The 16789-nt window shown below is 63.9% G+C and carries 17 protein-coding genes; 5 read left to right on the plus strand and 12 right to left on the minus strand.

The features are described from left to right. Positions 1-55: 55 nt before the first annotated feature. Positions 56-1327: a phosphoribosylamine--glycine ligase gene (purD, locus tag C1A35_RS13505; RefSeq protein WP_104664829.1), complete on the plus strand. Its 1272-nt coding sequence runs from the start codon at positions 56-58 to the stop codon at positions 1325-1327. 104 nt (positions 1328-1431) lie between these two features. Beyond that, the gene (locus C1A35_RS13510) at positions 1432-1953 is read left to right on the plus strand and encodes a plant virulence effector HPE1-like domain-containing protein (RefSeq protein WP_104664830.1); all 522 of its coding nucleotides are present in this window, start codon (positions 1432-1434) and stop codon (positions 1951-1953) included. Positions 1954-2069: 116 nt separating this feature from the next. On the opposite strand, the gene C1A35_RS13515 is transcribed toward C1A35_RS13510, so the two are convergent. From C1A35_RS13515 to C1A35_RS13540, 6 genes are all read right to left on the minus strand, one after another. Further along, complete coding sequence (locus tag C1A35_RS13515; protein ID WP_104664831.1) at positions 2070-2573, minus strand: DUF523 domain-containing protein; 504 nt, start codon at positions 2571-2573, stop codon at positions 2070-2072. Between the two features lie 66 nt (positions 2574-2639). Further along, positions 2640-3020 (minus strand): cupin domain-containing protein, encoded by a 381-nt coding sequence (locus C1A35_RS13520; protein WP_104664832.1) that lies wholly within the window; start codon positions 3018-3020, stop codon positions 2640-2642. Between the two features lie 113 nt (positions 3021-3133). Further along, the gene (glyS, locus tag C1A35_RS13525; protein WP_104664833.1) at positions 3134-5299 is read right to left on the minus strand and encodes a glycine--tRNA ligase subunit beta; all 2166 of its coding nucleotides are present in this window, start codon (positions 5297-5299) and stop codon (positions 3134-3136) included. Positions 5300-5411: 112 nt separating this feature from the next. Next, a complete protein-coding gene (locus C1A35_RS13530; RefSeq protein ID WP_104664834.1) occupies positions 5412-7352 on the minus strand; it encodes a DUF2207 domain-containing protein in 1941 nt (646 codons plus the stop codon). Positions 7353-7400: 48 nt separating this feature from the next. After that, entirely contained in the window at positions 7401-8672 is a 1272-nt protein-coding gene (locus tag C1A35_RS13535; RefSeq protein WP_104664835.1) for a 3-phosphoshikimate 1-carboxyvinyltransferase, read from the minus strand. 80 nt (positions 8673-8752) lie between these two features. Continuing rightward, positions 8753-9301, minus strand: coding sequence for a LemA family protein (locus tag C1A35_RS13540; RefSeq protein WP_057250782.1), 549 nt, complete (start codon positions 9299-9301; stop codon positions 8753-8755). Between the two features lie 247 nt (positions 9302-9548). Between C1A35_RS13540 and C1A35_RS13545 the strand changes: the two genes are divergently transcribed. Next, positions 9549-9746 carry a hypothetical protein gene (locus tag C1A35_RS13545; RefSeq protein ID WP_104665056.1) on the plus strand — a complete coding sequence of 66 codons (198 nt, stop codon included), beginning with the start codon at positions 9549-9551 and terminating at the stop codon, positions 9744-9746. Here the strand turns inward: C1A35_RS13545 and C1A35_RS13550 are convergent. The 6 genes from C1A35_RS13550 to C1A35_RS13575 all read right to left on the minus strand — a co-directional run bounded on the left by C1A35_RS13550 (position 9739) and on the right by C1A35_RS13575 (position 13663). Further along, positions 9739-10296, minus strand: coding sequence for an AAA family ATPase (locus C1A35_RS13550; RefSeq protein ID WP_234822870.1), 558 nt, complete (start codon positions 10294-10296; stop codon positions 9739-9741). The two genes, C1A35_RS13545 and C1A35_RS13550, sit on opposite strands and share 8 nt — an antisense overlap. 2 nt (positions 10297-10298) lie before the next feature. Then, the gene (locus C1A35_RS13555; protein WP_104664837.1) at positions 10299-11255 is read right to left on the minus strand and encodes a glycine--tRNA ligase subunit alpha; all 957 of its coding nucleotides are present in this window, start codon (positions 11253-11255) and stop codon (positions 10299-10301) included. Between the two features lie 125 nt (positions 11256-11380). Beyond that, positions 11381-11572: a hypothetical protein gene (locus tag C1A35_RS13560; RefSeq protein WP_104664838.1), complete on the minus strand. Its 192-nt coding sequence runs from the start codon at positions 11570-11572 to the stop codon at positions 11381-11383. A gap of 34 nt (positions 11573-11606) precedes the next feature. Next, the gene (locus C1A35_RS13565) at positions 11607-12473 is read right to left on the minus strand and encodes a S49 family peptidase (RefSeq protein WP_104665057.1); all 867 of its coding nucleotides are present in this window, start codon (positions 12471-12473) and stop codon (positions 11607-11609) included. 183 nt (positions 12474-12656) lie between these two features. Further along, entirely contained in the window at positions 12657-13430 is a 774-nt protein-coding gene (locus tag C1A35_RS13570) for a tRNA1(Val) (adenine(37)-N6)-methyltransferase (protein ID WP_104665058.1), read from the minus strand. 11 nt (positions 13431-13441) lie between these two features. Further along, positions 13442-13663 carry a putative signal transducing protein gene (locus C1A35_RS13575; protein ID WP_034801069.1) on the minus strand — a complete coding sequence of 74 codons (222 nt, stop codon included), beginning with the start codon at positions 13661-13663 and terminating at the stop codon, positions 13442-13444. A gap of 107 nt (positions 13664-13770) precedes the next feature. On the opposite strand from C1A35_RS13575, the gene C1A35_RS13580 reads away from it, so the two are divergent. Together C1A35_RS13580 and C1A35_RS13585 are read left to right on the plus strand one after the other, a co-directional pair. Then, positions 13771-14787, plus strand: coding sequence for a polyprenyl synthetase family protein (locus tag C1A35_RS13580; protein WP_104664839.1), 1017 nt, complete (start codon positions 13771-13773; stop codon positions 14785-14787). A 160-nt stretch (positions 14788-14947) separates the two neighbouring features. Then, complete coding sequence (locus tag C1A35_RS13585; RefSeq protein WP_104664840.1) at positions 14948-16783, plus strand: tetratricopeptide repeat protein; 1836 nt, start codon at positions 14948-14950, stop codon at positions 16781-16783. Positions 16784-16789: the final 6 nt, after the last annotated feature.

Genomic DNA, 16789 nt, shown 5'->3' on the forward strand with positions numbered 1-16789 from the left:
TGCCGCCCTGCCGTCCTAACCGCAGCGCAACATTTTCGGGATATCGGGGGCTCAAATGAAGGTTCTTCTGATCGGTTCGGGTGGGCGCGAACACGCCCTTGCATGGAAGATCGCACAGTCGCCGAAACTGACGAAGCTCTACGCCGCGCCGGGCAATCCCGGTATCGCCGAGGAAGCTGAAATCGTCGCCCTCGACACCGACGACCATGCGGCCGTCGCCGAATTCTGCCTGAAGAAAAAGATCGATTTCGTCGTGGTCGGCCCTGAGGGACCGCTGGTCGCAGGCCTCGCCGACGTCCTGCGGGCAGCCGGCATCGCCGTCTTCGGCCCCTCGGCCGCCGCCGCCCAGCTCGAAGGCTCCAAGGGCTTCACCAAGGATCTCTGCGCCCGCTACCACATTCCGACCGGTGCCTATGGCCGCTTCACCGATGCTAAGAGCGCCAAGGCCTATGTGCGCGCGCAGGGTGCGCCGATCGTCATCAAGGCCGACGGCCTCGCCGCCGGCAAGGGTGTCACCGTCGCCATGACGCTCGACGAGGCGCTCGCCGCCGTCGAGGATTGCTTTGCCGGCGCCTTTGGCGCTGCTGGCGCCGAAGTGGTGGTGGAGGCCTATCTCGATGGCGAGGAAGCAAGCTTCTTCTGCCTCTCGGACGGCAAGACGGCGCTGGCTCTCGCGTCCGCCCAGGACCACAAGCGCGTCGGCGACGGCGACACCGGACCGAACACCGGCGGCATGGGCGCCTACTCGCCGGCCCCGGTGATGACGTCAGAGATGATCGAGCGCACGATGAAGGAAATCATCGAGCCGACCATGCGCGGCATGGCGGAAAGCGGCCATCCCTTCTCCGGCGTCTTCTTTGCCGGGCTGATGATCACCGCCAAGGGGCCGGAACTCATCGAATACAACGTCCGCTTCGGCGACCCGGAATGCCAGGTGCTGATGATGCGGATGAAGAGCGACCTTCTGCCGCTGCTCTACGCCGCGGCGACCGGCACGCTCGCCGGCATGGCCATAGAGTGGCGCGACGAAACGGCGCTGACCGTCGTGATGGCCTCCAAGGGCTATCCGGGCAGCTATGCCAAGAACACGCCAATTCAGGCGCTTCCCACAGCCTCGGCCACCACCAAGGTGTTTCATGCCGGTACAGCGATGAAGGACGGAGGCCTGGTCGCAACCGGTGGCCGCGTGCTCAACATCACCGCAACGGGAGCAAGCGCCGGCGCCGCCAAGGATGGGGCCTATGCCGCCGTTTCCGCGGTCGCCTGGGATAACGGCTTCTACCGGCACGATATCGGCTGGCGCGCGGTCGCACGCGAGAAGGCGTGACCGGAAACCGGTAGTTCGCGGATCATTCTATTTTTACCAATTCTCCTGACGGGAAAGTAAGGGAGCGCGCATATTCTTGCCGGTAACGATCCGGGAGAAAAACGATGCGCCTGTTGCTGATCACCACCGTGCTTGGGCTTGCCGCAGGCAACGCGGCGGCGTCGTCGATCGAAGCGATCGCGTCCGGAACGACCGACAATGCCAGTGTCTCCTTGGTCTCCTGCGCCGGCTGCCCGCCGCTGCAGTCGAGAAAGAAAGTGACCTATGTCGTCCCCACGATCGCGGCGGGCGACCAAACGGTCGAGTTCAAGAAAATCAACGGCGAGACGAAGATGGTGCGCACCGAAGCCTGGCTCGGGGGCTCGCCGGTCGTCTTCGTCAGCAGGCCGTCGCAAGAGAAAATCCAGTCGGCCGCAGCGGCACCGGACGACGCGGCAACCGTAACGGTCTCGAACATCGCGAACGACCAGAACCCGCAGGCTTCCAAGCCGGAGTTTCTTTCCATCGATCAGACCGCAAAGACCGCCGCGGTAACCCCGATCGGCGCCTCCATGGCGGCTTCGCCGGCCGCCGACGAGGGCTCACAGGATTTTGATCCGGCCGCGCTCGAACTTCGGCTAAACTGAGTACCTATCGGGAAAGTTCCCTGCCCCGCTCAGCCGTCCCCTGCATCTAAAGGCTGACGGGCGTTTCGCTGCATAGCGAGAGATTACGCCCCTGAGAGAAGCAGGGGCGTAATCTTTTATTGCGGGCCTTCCAACTCTTCGATCCGCGCGATCAGTGCGTCGATCTGCCTGTCCGAATAGACCTCGATGCCGTTGGCGGCGAGCAACGCGGCCGTGACGCCCTCCCCCGGATGGCGCGCGCCGGAAAAGCTGCCGTCATAGACGAAACCGGATCCGCAGGACGGGCTGCCATCGATCAGCAGCGCGAAGTGGCAGGCGGCCTCCCTTGCGAGCGAAAGCGCGTTTTCCGCCGCCTGCACGAAATCGCCGGTCACGTCGCGGCCGTTGATCTCCACCACCCTTGCGTTGCCGGCCAGCACGTCCTTGCCGCCGGCGCCGGCGGCGATTTCGGCCGGCGGCCGCGGCACCGGCATGCCTGCCGACATTTCCGGACAGATGGTCACGAGGCGGCCTTCGGCCCGCCAGCGGTCGATCGCCGGGTGAACAAGCGGTTTCGACTGGCCATCATAGCGGACGGCGTGGCCCATGAGACAGGCGCTGACGAGGATTTTTGCGGGCATGTCTCCCTCTACTCCGGTGCCATGCCAGTGAGCAAGCGCGATCATGGGGATCGCTGGCCCAAAACCTCAGATCCAGCGATCGTTTGCGGCGGTTCGCTCACCGCCCTCGTGGCCGGTGTTGAGCGTGCCGCGCGGCTCGATCAACAGCATCTTCACCTCGCGCTCGGCATAGGGCTTGTGCTCGACGCCCTTCGGCACGACGTACATTTCGCCGGGGCCGAGCGTCACGGACCCGTCGCGAAAATCGATCCGCAACGTGCCTTCAATGACGATGAAGGCCTCGTCGGTATCCTGGTGGTCGTGCCAGATGAAGTCGCCCTCGATGCGCACGATCTTGAACTGGTAGTCGTTGAGCTCGGCAATGACGCGCGGCTGCCACTGATCGCTGAAGAGCGCGAGCTTTTCAGTGAAATTGATCGGCTTGTAGGTCTTCGTCGCGATGTTCATCGGCTGTCTCCATCTTGATGATGGAGACAGCATATAGGGCGCCAACTCGCAGCGAGCTTGAACGTTTGTGCGAGAGCAACTGCCGCCAGCGAGCCGGCGGCAGGCAACTCAGCTTAGCCGGCGATCTTGGAGAAGTCGGCGACGGTGCCGGTGGCCGAGCGGATGAGACCCAGCAACGCCAGGCGGTTGGCCCGGATCGCCGCATCGTCGTCATTGACCAGCACGTCGTTGAAGAACTGGTCGACCGGCTGGCGCAGCTTTGCCAGAGCTTCCATGGCCGAACGGAAGTCCTCCTTGGCGATCGCCTCGCGCGCCTCGCCCGAACCGGCTTCGACGGCCTGGTGCAGCGTCTTTTCGGCATCGAGACGGAAGAGGCCGGCATCGACGGCGTCGGCGACGGTCGTGCCCTTCTTCTCTTCGGCTGCCAGGATCTGCGTCGCGCGCTTGGTGCCGGCCAAGAGATTGCGGCCTTCCTCGTCGGTGATGAAGGCGGTCAGCGCCTCGACGCGGCGGGCGATCATCAGAAGATCATCCGAATCCGGCGTCAGCACCGCGTCGATCAAATCGTGGCGGGCGCCGAGATCGCGCAGATAGACCTTGAGGCGGTCATGGAAGAAGGAGAGCAGATCGACGGAAACGTCGGCCGACAGTTCCGGCTTCTGCGCGCGAAGGGTCACGAGCGCCGTTTCGAAAGCGGGCAGCAGCGCCAGGCGCGCCTTGCCTTCCAGGATCAGGCGGATGACGCCGAGTGCGGCACGGCGCAGCGCGTAAGGGTCCTTCGAGCCGGTCGGCTTTTCGTCGATCGCCCAGAAGCCGACGAGCGTGTCGAGCTTGTCGGCAAGCGCGACGGTGACCGCCACCGGATCGGTTGGCGCGCGGTCGGAGGGGCCGTTCGGCTTCCAGTGGTCTTCGATTGCGGTCGCGACAGAATCCTTTTCACCCTGAAGCAGCGCATATTTGTGCCCCATGATGCCCTGAAGCTCCGGGAATTCGCCGACGGCTTCGGTCCGAAGGTCCGCCTTCGCGAGCACGACGGCGCGGTCGACGAGCTTGGCGTCGGCGCCGGTGACCTTGGCGAGTTCGGCAGCCAGCGCCCGGATGCGGGCGACACGTTCGCCCTGCGTGCCAAGCTTGGCATGGAAGGTCACGTTCAGCGCGTCAAGCTTGGCCATACGCTGGTCGAGCGGCTTCTTCAGATCGAGATCGAACTTCCTGGCCGAGGCTTCCAGCGTTTCGAGGTCCGGCAGGTTGCCCTGGTCGCGGTGCCAGAAATGCGCGGCGTCCGAAAGGCGGGCACGCACGACCTTGCCGTTGCCGTGCACGATTTCCTTGCCGCCATCCTTCGCCTCGATGTTCGAGACCAGGATGAACTTGTTGGAGAGCGTGTCTGCGCCCGGCGCGCGGGTGACGAAGCACTTCTGGTTGGTCTTGATCGTCAACCGGATGATTTCCGAGGGAATTTCGAGATAGGCGTCCTCGAAGCTGCCCATCAGCACCTGCGGCCACTCGACGAGGCCGGAGACCTCTTCAAGCAGGCCTTCGTCCTCGACCAGCTCGAGACCGTTGGCGAAGGCGACATTGCGCGCATCCGCAAGGATCATCTCCTTGCGGCGCTCGCCGTCGAGCACGACCTTCGCCTTTTCGAGCTTCTCGGCGTAGTCGGCAAAGCGACGGACCGTGATCGCTTCCGGCGCGTGGAAGCGGTGACCATAAGTGACGTTTGAGGCGACGATGCCGTCGACTTCGAACGGGATCACATGGGTTTCCTCGGTTTCCGAGCCGAAGGTGCAGACGATCGACTGCAGCGGGCGGACCCAGCGCAGCGCGCCTGGCTTGGCGGATGCGGCGCCAGAGCGCATCGGCTTCGGCCAGGGGAAGTTGCGGATGATCTCGGGCATCGCCTCGGCGATGATCTCTTCGGCGGGGCGGCCCGGCTTGACGATGTGGGCGACATAGAAATCGCCCTTCTTCGGGTCGCTATGGACGTGTGCCTCGCTGATCGAGGAAAGGCCGGCGCCGCGCAGGAAGCCTTCGATCGCCTTCTCGTTGGCGTCGGTGCGCGGGCCCTTGCGCTCTTCGCGAATGTCGGCGGAGCGGGCGTTGAGGCCGCGAATATCGAGCGTCAGCCGGCGCGGCGTCCAGTATTCGCGCGCACCCTCATAGGTCAGGCCCGCTTCGACCAGGGCATCGGTCAGCAGCTTCTTGAGGTCGCCGGCCGCCTTGCGCTGCAGGCGGGCAGGAATTTCCTCGGAGCGGAGTTCGATAAGAAGATCGGGCATGGGAGTGACTTTTTCTGTTCCTGACGGTTGCGGCGGACTTAGCAATCTCTGGCAAGATTGTCACCAAGCGCCGCGATGAATTTGGTTTTCCAAGGGCAAGTGCGAGGCGGATTTACCAGCCGCCGCCACCACCGCCACCACCGCCGCCACCGGAGAAGCCGCCGCCGGAGGAAAAGCCCGACGAGGACGATTTGGGTGGGGGCGGCAGCGACGAGGTCATCGTATCGGCCATGGACCCGGCGAAGCCGCCGATGCGATCGCCGAAGGTACTGGAACCGAAACCGTCGCCCTGATACCAGCCCGGCTGATAGGCGGCGGCCGCAGCGGCCCCGGCAGCGGCTGCCAGCAGCCAGCGATCGAAGGTCGCAGTCCAGGGCTTCTCGACGCCGAGTGCCACCGCATAGGGCAGCAACGTCTCGAAATGCCGGGGCGACATTTCGGGGGCGCCCTGCATGTTCATCCGGTCCTTCTCGGCGAGCGTCATGTATTGCCTGAGCCCATCGATGCCATCCATCATCCGCGTTCCGAGCGGCGTCGGCGCGCCCATCAGGAAGAAGAACAGCACGTTGACGAGAACGATCGCGCCGATGACGAAGAGCAAGGGCAGTTCATCGGTCTCGGCTGCCGAATAGAAGACGGCGGCAAGAATGGTGGAGAAGATCGTGAAGGCGACGAAGCCGATGAAGGCGACGACCACGATCGACATGATGCGGCTCATCAGGCTCCTCTCGCGCCGCAGCGACTTGCCGAAGGACACGGCGAGGATCGACACGAAGAAGGCGATGAAGACGGGAACGATCGCCAGCGGCAGGCTGTCCTCGCTGAGATCGCCGAACAGGAAGACCGCCGCAACCGCCAGCACCGACAGCACGACGCCGGCGACAATATAACCGCTGTTGGCGTGGTAGTACTTGCCGCGATGCTCGCGCTCCATGGCGCTGCGGAAATCGGCGCCGGTCGCCTGCACCCGGGTGCCGTGGGCACGATCGATGGTCAGCTTGCCGCCGCTAGCATTGACCGCCTTCATCACCGCCGCCTCCCCGGTCGGCAGCTTCTCGTCACCCCTCTTGCCGGTTGCGGCAATGACGATGGCGTTCTTCAGGTCTTCCAGCACCACGTGACCCTTGACGGCCAGATTGAGGGCCGCCGCCGAAAGCGCCGTCCAGCCCTCGCCGGAAAAGCCCTTGTTGTCGATATAATTGACCAGCGCCGGCGAGATGCCCTCCGGTGGATCCCAGCGCGGCACCATGACGCCGCGGTCCGGATCACGGCCGACCCTGAGCCAGGCCTGGCTGTAATAGAGAAGGACGACCGCCAGTCCGGCACCGGCGATCACGAGCGCCAGATGGTCGCGCAGCCACCAGGCATTCTCCTGGCTGGAGGACGGGCTGTCGATGCTGCCCTTCGGCATCTTGATGGCGATGGTCAGCCCCTCGCGCGGGCCGAGGCGGCGGGTGGTGGCAAAGAAGATCTCGCGGCCATCCCGCGACGCCCGGGCGTCCTTACCGGTCGCGCCATAGCTGCCGGTGAAGAAATCCAGCGCTTCGGCCCGCACGCCCTCCGGTAGCGTCACCGTCGCGCTCGCCTCGCCGATCGGGAAATCCCATTCGGTACCGGTGACGTTCCAGTAGAGTTCGTCGTGATCGTCGAAGAAACGGATCTGCCTGCCGGTCTCGTAGGTGAACTGGAAGGTATGTTCGCCGGGCTCCAGGAAAACCTCGGCCGAGCCGGTGTAGATGCGGATGCCGCCGCTGATCGTCTCGGTGCGGTAGGGTTCCTCCTCGCCGTCGCGCTCGACCGAAAGGAGCTTGAAGTCGACCTTGCTCCGCTTGCCCTTCGCATCGGTGAAGGTCAAGGGCATGTCGCGATAGATGCCGCGGCGGATCTTGTTGCCCTCGACCGTCGCCGTGATCGTCTCCGTCACCGTCATCGTGCCGTCCTTGGCGACGTCGATGACGGAGCGGTAGGCGGAGAAGACCTCCTCCGCCCGCCCGACGCTCGCCGTTGCCAGCAAAAAGACCAGGAAGGCAAATGCGGCAGCGAGACGGACCATGCGGTTCAGGCTTTCCTGTCGTTGAGGCTCAAGGCGCGGCGGCGGGCGCTAGGGCCGGTCGCCGGTGAATTCGACGCCGAGCGAGGCGAGCGCGTCCCAATAGGCCGGATAGGTCTTGGCGACGCAGCCGGGATCCTCGATCGAGATGCCGTGGATCTTGAGACCCGCAAGCGCAAAGCTCATGGCAATACGATGGTCGGCGAAAGTGTCGATCGAGGCCGGCAGCGTCTGGCCAGCAAGCCCGGGATCGGACGAGACAATCAGGTCGTCGCCTTCCTCATGTGCAAGGCCCGGCCGGATCGCCGTCAGACCGAGCGACAGCGCACGCACGCGGTCGCATTCCTTGACGCGCAGGTTTGCGAGACCGACGAAGCGCACCGGCGTGTTGTTGAAGGCCGCAAGCACGGCGATCGTCGGGATCGCGTCCTGCATCTGCGAACCGTCGATGACATCAGGCAAATTCGGGAAGCTTGCGATCACAGCGTGCGCCCGCGCATCCGGCTGCGAGAAGGTGGTCGCCGGAACGCCGAGATCGATGGCACCACCGGTCAGCACTTCCGCCGCCCAGAGATAGGTGGCTGCCGAAGCGTCCGGCTCGATGACATAGTCGGCTGCACGGTAACCGGTCGGCGCGACTTTCCAGACGGACGGGCTCACCTGCTCCACCTCTGCACCGAAGGCGCGCATGGCGGCAACCGTCAGGTCGATATAGCCGCGCGCGCCGATCTCGTCGCCGGCAAGTTCGATGCTGACCGGTCCCTTGGCGCCGGGAGCCGCCATCAGGAGGGCCGAGACGTACTGGCTCGAAAGGCCGGCATCGATGACGACGCGACCGGCCGGGAAACCGCCCGTGCCTTTGACGGTGACCGGCGGGCAGCCGGTCTCGGAGGAGACTTCGACGCCGAGCGTGCCGAGCGCTTCCACCAGCGGCTTGATCGGCCGCTTGCGCATATGCTGGTCGCCATCGACGACGACCGTGCCGTCAACAAGGGCGGCGGCGGCCGTCAGGAAGCGCGTCGCAGTTCCGGCGTTGCCGAGGAACAGGGGCGCGGCAGGCGGGTTGAGCTTGCCGGTGCTGGTGACGACGAAGGTCGTATCGTCAGGTTCGCTGACCTCGACGCCCATCGCGCGTAGCGCTTCCGCCATATAGCGCGTGTCGTCGCTCTTCAAGGCGCCGGTCAGCCGGCTCGTGCCCTTTGCAAGGCCGGCCAGAAGCAGCGCGCGGTTGGTGATCGACTTCGAGCCCGGCGGGCGGACATGGCCGTTGAGCGGATGGTCGGTCGGCAGGATGGTCAGCTTCTTCATGCTATCGGTGGTCATCGGATAGGTCTCTTGATGCGAATGGCGCCGCGGCGGGATCCCGCGGCGAGGAATGTTCGGGGACGCCTTTGCGTGGATAGTCAGAACTTGACCTGCGGCACCGCGCGGTCGGCTTCATTGGTGATTTCGAAGTAGCCGGCCTTTACGAAGCGGAAGGCGTTGGCAATGAGGTTCGAGGGGAAGCTCTCGACCTTGACGTTCAAGTCACGGGCAGCGCCGTTGTAATAGCGGCGCGACATCTGAATCTCGCCTTCGATCGTTTCCAGCGAGCGCTGCAGCTCGGCAAAATTCTCGTTGGCCTTCAGGTCCGGATAGGCTTCCGCCAGCGCAAACAGCTTGCCGAGCGCCTGGGAGAGCGCGCCTTCCGCCTGGGCACGGCCCTCGACGTCGCCCGCCGGCACCGCCTGCGCGCGGTTGCGCATGGCAATCACTTCTTCCAGCGTCGACTTTTCGTGCGCGGCGTAGCCCTTCACGGTCTCGATCAGGTTCGGGATCAGATCCGCGCGGCGCTTCAACTGCACGTCGATGCCCGACCAGGCCTCCTCAGCGATCTGCCGCGCCTTGACGAGACCGTTATAGACGAAAACCAGATACAGGATCACCACAACGGCGATTGCCAGACCGATCATAGGGCACCCTCCAAAAAACTCGCGCAGAGATTAGCATTCGCTTCTCAGCTTCATAGCGCTTTCTGCAGCATTCGGGCCGAGAAACGCATTGCTCCCCAATTGCCATTTGCAGCGTGAACACACTGTTCACCGCATCAGCGCCCGATCAGACGAAAACCTCTCGATTCCTGTTCCAATGGTAACGGCGAGCCCGGCGGCGATCGGCGATAGTCGCTTCATCGAACAACCCGGAACCGAAGTGAAGACCATGAAAACGCTCGCAACTCTCATCAACGTGATCGCCTTTACGGCGCTCTTCGTTGCCTATGCGAGCGCCCATTCGCCCGAACGGCCGACCGGTGTTCGCCGCGCCCTGCAGACCTATTCCGGTCAAGTCTATACCGGTGCCTACCCGACGATGAAACCGTTCTGCAAGAACGATATCAGCGCCACCCGGATCATCTGACAGCGGGAATGGCAATCGCTGACATGATCGCTTCTGCCGCCTCATCCGCACCGAGTGTCGTCACGTCGATCTCGACCAGAAGATCGCCGTTGCCGCGCAGCAGCCTGTGGGCGCGACGCAATCCCAGGAGAACTTCGGGGTCGGTCAGCTTGTGCAGCTTGCTGCGACCGGCGCGTGTGAGACGCTTCAGATTTTCCTCGATATCACAGTCGATCACGACCGCAATGAAGCGCGCACCGCGCTGTCGGGCGAGCGCGGCGCAGTCCTCGAAGGCGCGCGCATCGGCGGCATCGTCCGAGAGCGCGTCGGTAAAGACGAAGGATTGTTCAGCCGGCGCCTTTGCGAGATGTTCGAACACGCTTTTACGCACTGCAGACCGCAGCGAGCGATAGAGCGGGTCGCCGCGCGCAAACAGCGCTTCTGCCGGATTGATCAGCGTGTGGTTGTCGGCGAGCCGCGCGCCGAGCCTTTCGGCCAGATGGCGCGCGATTGTGAGCTTGCCGGAGCCCGGCCAGCCGTTGATGTGAACGACGAGGTCGGACGGTTCCACCCTCAAGCGGCGTCCCGGTTGAGGTTCGCGCCGCCGGCGTCGGTCAGGAGGAAGGCTTCGCCGCAGGCTTTCGCCAGCGTACGCACGCGCAGGATGTAGCTCTGGCGCTCGGTGACCGAGATCACCCCGCGGGCATCGAGCAGGTTGAACACATGGCTCGCCTTGATGCACTGGTCATAGGCGGGGAAGACGCACTTGTGCAGATGGTTGTTGCTCTCATCACCCGGTGCGCCGGCTGCCAGCAGCGCCTGGCACTCCGCTTCCGCGTCGATGAAGTGCTGATGCAGCATCGCGGTGTTGGCGTATTCGAAATTGTAGCGCGAGTATTCCTGTTCGGCCTGCAGGAAGACGTCGCCATAGCTGATCTTCTCGGCGCCCTCGCGGCCGTTGAAGTTCAGGTCGTAGACGTTGTCGACGCCCTGCACATACATGGCAAGACGCTCGAGACCATAGGTCAGTTCGCCCGAAACCGGCGAGCATTCGATACCGCAGACCTGCTGGAAGTACGTGAACTGCGACACTTCCATGCCGTCGCACCAGCATTCCCAGCCGAGCCCCCAGGCGCCGAGCGTCGGGCTTTCCCAGTCGTCCTCGACGAAACGGATATCGTGCAGCAGCGGGTCGAGGCCGATCGCCTCGAGCGAGCCGAGATAGAGCTCCTGCAGGTTCGACGGGTTCGGCTTCAGGATCACCTGGTACTGATAGTAATGCTGCAGGCGGTTCGGGTTTTCGCCGTAGCGGCCATCGGTCGGGCGACGCGACGGCTGCACGTAGGCCGCGCGCCAAGGACGCGGCCCGAGAGCACGCAAGGTCGTCGCCGGATGGAACGTGCCGGCGCCCACTTCCATGTCGTAGGGCTGCAGAACGGCACAACCCTTGTCGGCCCAATAGTTGTGCAGTGTCAGGATCAGAGCCTGAAACGAGCGCTTCGGGTTCATATGATCAGGCAGAGTGGTCATGGATCGCGTCCGGATATCTTCCAAAAAATGAGCCGGACAGGTGCCACGCCTGATGACGAGGGTCAAGCGCTACGGCAGCGGGTGGGCAAATAGACCGACTGTCGCCTTCTGCGCGCCGACCGCCCCTACTCGCCATCACGCTTCAACCTGTATTCGCCGGTTTCTGGGTCCTGCACCAATGTTCCCTGGGCCCCGGTCCGCTCCTCGCGGCGAGCCTGTTCGCGCTGGCGCGTCAGCTTCCGGGCATCCGCCACAAATTTGCGGTAGCCGAGCCAGAAGACAAAACCTGCGATCAGGAGCAGGATGAGTTGCGGCATTTTCCCTCCAAGGACATTTCAGGCCGGGCAGGCATCAAAGCCCGAACCGCGCCCACAATGCCCTTTCCTCGATGGCTTCGGCAAGTCCCGCCGCTGCGGAAGCCGCCAACGGCGCGGCGATTGCGCCGGCAACGGCAGCACCTGTCTGCCGGCGACCGAAAAGGCTGCGCACCGGCTGGATGAGTTCGAGGCGCGCCTTCTCGCCATAGCGCTTCTTCACCTCGCCGCGCAGGTCCCCAAGACCGTCGATCAGACCCAGCTCCAGCCCACGCCGGCCCGTCCAGAAAAGCCCGGAGAAGATGTCGGGATCGTCGGCGAGCAACTGCCCGCGACGCGCCTTGACCATCTGGATGAAGGTGTCGTGGATGTCGAGCTGCAGGTTCTTCAGGAAGGCGATGTCACCCTCCTTTTCCGGCTGGAACGGATCGAGCATCACCTTGTTTTCGCCGGCGGTATAGACACGCCGCTCGACGCCGATCTTCTTCAGGAGTTCCGGAAAGCCGAACCCGCCCGAGACAACGCCGATCGAGCCGACGATCGAGGTCGGGTCGGCGATGATCTCGTCACCGGCAAGCGCGATCATGTAGCCGCCGGATGCCGCAACGTCCTCGACGAAGATCAGCACGCGCTTCTTCTTCTCAAGGGCGAGATCGCGGATGCGCTGATAGATCAGCCGCGACTGTACCGGCGAGCCGCCAGGCGAATTGACGGAAATCGCCACAGCGGGCGCTTCCTTTATCGCAAAGGCCTTTTCGAGAAGCGGTGCCGCCGAGGCCAGGTTGAGTGCTGGCCGGAACTGACCGCCACCGGCCATGATCGCGCCGTGGAGCCGGACGACGGGGATCGTCACGCCTTCCTTGCGAAAACGCTTCGGCAACAACCGTCTCAGGAATGCCTTCATTTCAACTCCTGCCTGCTGGGCCATGTCCACGATCTTGGGCCGGAACAACCGGAAATCATAGACGTGACCTCGCCTCATCGGCGAAAGCAATATGCTTCGCCGCACCTGTTCGGATCACCCGCCAAGGGTTCTTCCATGCCATGTATGCACTGATGCGGCGAACGCAATGCCGCATACGGTAAATCAGCGGCGGCGATAGACGGCGCGACCATTGTTGAGGTCGTCGACATGGTCGGCGAAGCGATGTCCCTCCTCGTGCATGACGAGCGGCGCGCGCAGCACCAGCCGCTTGCGGCTCTGCTTGATCGCCGTCACCAGGATGCGCACGGCGTTTTCACCGACCCGCGGATGCAGCGCCGTCACCTCGATGCCGCCGAAACGGCGGCCGCAGGCGGCGATGATCTCGGCGATCGATTCCGGCCGGGCAATCAGCGACAGCTGCCCGCCCGGCTTCATGATCGCGCCTGATGTCTTCACCCAGACTTCGAACAGCCCGTCGCTCATCGCATGTGCCTCGGCTTTGAGGCTATCCGGCGTCTTGCGGTCGGAGGCATCGTTGAAGGGCGGGTTCATGATCACGTGGTCGAAGCTGTCATCGGCGAGGCCGGCCGCGACGCGCGCCTTGCCGGCGAGCGAAACGTCGGCCTCGATGACCGAGACTCGCTGGGCAAAGCGGGCATTGTCGGCGAGCGCCAGGCTGCGGCGGGCGTATTCCGCCATGACTGGCGAACGCTCCACCAGCACCACTTCCGCGCCCTCCATGCGCGAGGCAACGGCCATGCCGGCAGCGCCCGCCCCGGCGCCGAGATCGGCGACCCGGCAGGGACGATCCGATGCCACGAGCGATGCCAGAAGCATGGCGTCCATGCCGGAGCGGTGACCCTGGCCAAGCGGCTGGACGACGTGGAACCTGCCGCGATGAAAGGCGTCGACGGTCTCGGTCGCCGCAGCCGGCATCGGCTCCGCGCTCAAGGTCGCAACTCCGCCTCGAGCCCGGCATCGATCAGGATCCGGCGCGCCGCATCCGCGTCTTCCTCGGCGACCAGAAACCGACGGGGCAAGAGGCCAAGCGAACCTTCGAGAATGCTCATCCCCTGGTCGGCGATGAGGCTTGCGATACCGGCATCCTTCATCAGGCTCTCGGCGAAGGAGAGCACGACGGCATCGTTGGTACGGATCAATTCCTTCATCCGGCGGTTTTTCCTGTCCTATTTCAGCAAGCGGGACAATTCGCCTCTTGCCGCACGGGACACCCCTTCCTATTGTCGAAAGCGACAATGAAAACAGGAGTCCCGGTGTGGGCGTAGTGATACCGCTGGAAGACAGCAAAAACAAACAGGCGTCCGTAAAGCCGCTCGTCGACCTGACTGCGTCGGACATGGAGCGCGTCAACCAGCTCATCCTGTCGAAGGCCGGCTCCGACGTTCAGATGATTCCCGAAGTCGCCAACCACCTGATTTCTTCGGGCGGCAAGCGCCTGCGTCCGATGCTGACGCTCGCCTCCGCCTCGATGTTCGGCTACGAGGGCGACGCCCACGTGAAGCTCGCGACCAGCGTCGAGTTCATGCACACCGCCACGCTTCTCCATGACGACGTCGTCGACGAAAGCGACCTTCGCCGCGGCAAGTCCACCGCACGCACGATCTGGGGCAACCAGGCGAGCGTTCTGGTCGGCGACTTCTTGCTCGGCCAGGCCTTCCGCATGATGGTCGACGTCGGCTCGCTCGATGCGCTCGACGTGCTGTCGACCGCCGCTTCGGTCATTGCCGAAGGCGAAGTGCTGCAGCTTTCCGTCGCCAAGAACATGGAAACGACCGAGGACGATTACCTCCAGGTCATCCGCGCCAAGACCGCAGCGCTTTTTGCCGCTGCCGCCGAAGTCGGGCCGATCGTCGCCCAGACCAGCAAGTCCGATCGCAACGCGCTGAAATCCTACGGCATGAACCTCGGCCTCGCCTTCCAGCTCGTCGACGACGTGCTCGACTACGGTGGCTCGTCGAGCGACCTCGGCAAGAATGTCGGCGACGATTTCCGCGAAGGCAAGATCACCCTGCCGGTGATCCTCTCCTACCGTCGCGGCACGGCGGAGGACCGTGCCTTCTGGCGCGAGGCGATCGAAGGCGGCGACAGCAGCGATCAGAACCTCGACAAGGCTCTGGGTCTGATCAAGCGCTATGGCGGCCTCAGCGACACGATCGCACGCGCCCAGCACTACGGCACGATCGCCCGCGATGCGCTGGCGCCGCTGCCGGCGTCTCCCTGGAAATCGGCGCTGACCGAAGTCATCGACTTCTGCATCGATCGCGTCAGCTGACGGGGCATCGGGCGAGCCAGAGCGGACGATAGGATTTTCTTGCCGCGTTGCGCCAAAAAAGCCATTCTGTTCCTCAAGAGTTGCGCTGGGCTATCTGTGGCTGACTCCGAAACAACCCTTAGTGGTGCGAAAGCCGAGCGATCGGCGCGAAAGGTTTGACATGCGGCAAAAGACGATTCTCCGCCTCCTCAGCGGCGCAGCACTGCTGGCTCTCGCTGCAGTCAGCGGCGGTCACCAGGCCTTTGCCGAGGAGAAGGCCGCAGCCGTCGAGGAAACCGAACCGTTCGACATCAAGTCGGTCAACACCTTTTCCGGCGCCTTTCTCGCTGCCCGCACCGCCGATACGGATCGCGATTTCGCTTCCGCCACCGAACTCTACCGGATCGCGCTTCAGTTCGAGCCCAACAACAACGACGTCAAGCAGCGGCTGATGATCACGCTGCTGATGGCCGGCCAGTTCGACGAAGGCGCGAAGATTGCCGAGCAGCTGAAGTCCGACCCGGCCGTCGAGCGCATCACAACGGTCATTCGCGCAATCGAAGCCATCCGCAAGCGCGAGTATCGCAATGCGCAGAAGCTTCTGAACTACCAGGGACCGAACGATCTCGACCGGCTGATGAACGGCCTGCTTTCGGCCTGGGCGAAGTTCGGCCAGGGCAAGTCGAAGGAAGCTCTGGCGCAGATCAAGGAGCTTGACGGCCCCGAATGGTTCCGCGTGTTCAAGAATTACCATGCCGGCGCAATCGCCGTTGCCGCGGGTGACAAGCAGACGGCGCGTACTAGGCTCAACGATGCCATCCTCGACCGCGAAGGCGGAAGTGCCGCCCCCGACACCTTCATGCGCGCGGTGGAAGCGCTCGCCCGTTTCGAGGCGCGCGAAGGCAACAAGCAGAAGGCCCTCGACACCGTCGCCGTCGGCGAAAACATGGTCAACAACTACACGCCGCTGCAGGCGCTGAGGACCGAGATCGAGAACGGTGTTCCGCAGGAACAGCAGGTCAAGAACGCCACCCAGGGTGCCGCGGCCGTGCTCTTCTCGATCGGCGCGGCACTCAACCGCGACGGCGCCGAGGATATCGTCTCGCTCTATCTGCAGACCGCGCGCCGGCTCGACCCTGACAGCGCCGATATCCTGGTCATGCTCGGCGGCATCGCCGAAAACCTGAAAAAGCCGAACGAGGCGATCGAACTCTACAAGGCCATTCCCGAGACATCACCGATGCGGCGCGTTTCGGAACTGCAGCTCGGCCTCAGTCTCGCCAGCATCGGCAAGGTCGATGAAGCAAAGAAGCACCTGAAGGCGCTGATCGACGTCGATCCGAAGAACATCCGCAACTATCTCGCCTATGGCAGCGTGCTTTCCGACGCCAAGGACTACAAGGAGATGGGCGAGCTCTACGACCGGGCGGTCGACCAGATCGGCCCCGTGCCGAAGCGCAGCGACTGGACCGTGTTCTTCCAGCGCGGCATTGCGTACGAGCGCCAGAAGCTGTGGGACAAGGCCGAGCCGAATTTCCGCAAGGCGCTGGAACTCAATCCGGACCAGCCGCAGGTGCTGAACTATCTCGGCTATTCCTGGGTCGACATGAACATCAACCTCGACGAAGGCCTGGAGATGATCCGCAAGGCCGTCGAGCTGAAGCCGGATGACGGCTACATCGTCGATTCCCTCGGCTGGGCCTATTTCCGCATGAACCGCTTCGACGACGCGGTGGTCGAACTCGAAAAGGCGGCCGAACTGATGGCCGGCGATCCGACGATCAACGATCACCTCGGCGACGCCTACTGGCGCGTCGGGCGCAAGCTCGAGGCCGTGTTCCAATGGACGCAGACGCTTGAGCTGAAGCCCGAGGAAGCCGAGATCCCGAAGATCAAGGCGAAGATCGAAAACGGCCTGCCGCCGCTGAAAGAAACGGTTCCGGCCTCGGCCGACGCCAAGGAAACCGCGCCGAAGAAGGTGACTCCGGAAGCGCCGGCGCCGGACAAGAAGTCCTGATCGCTC

The sequence above is a fragment of the Ensifer adhaerens genome (assembly GCF_002940685.1).
GTDB lineage: Bacteria > Pseudomonadota > Alphaproteobacteria > Rhizobiales > Rhizobiaceae > Ensifer > Ensifer adhaerens_E.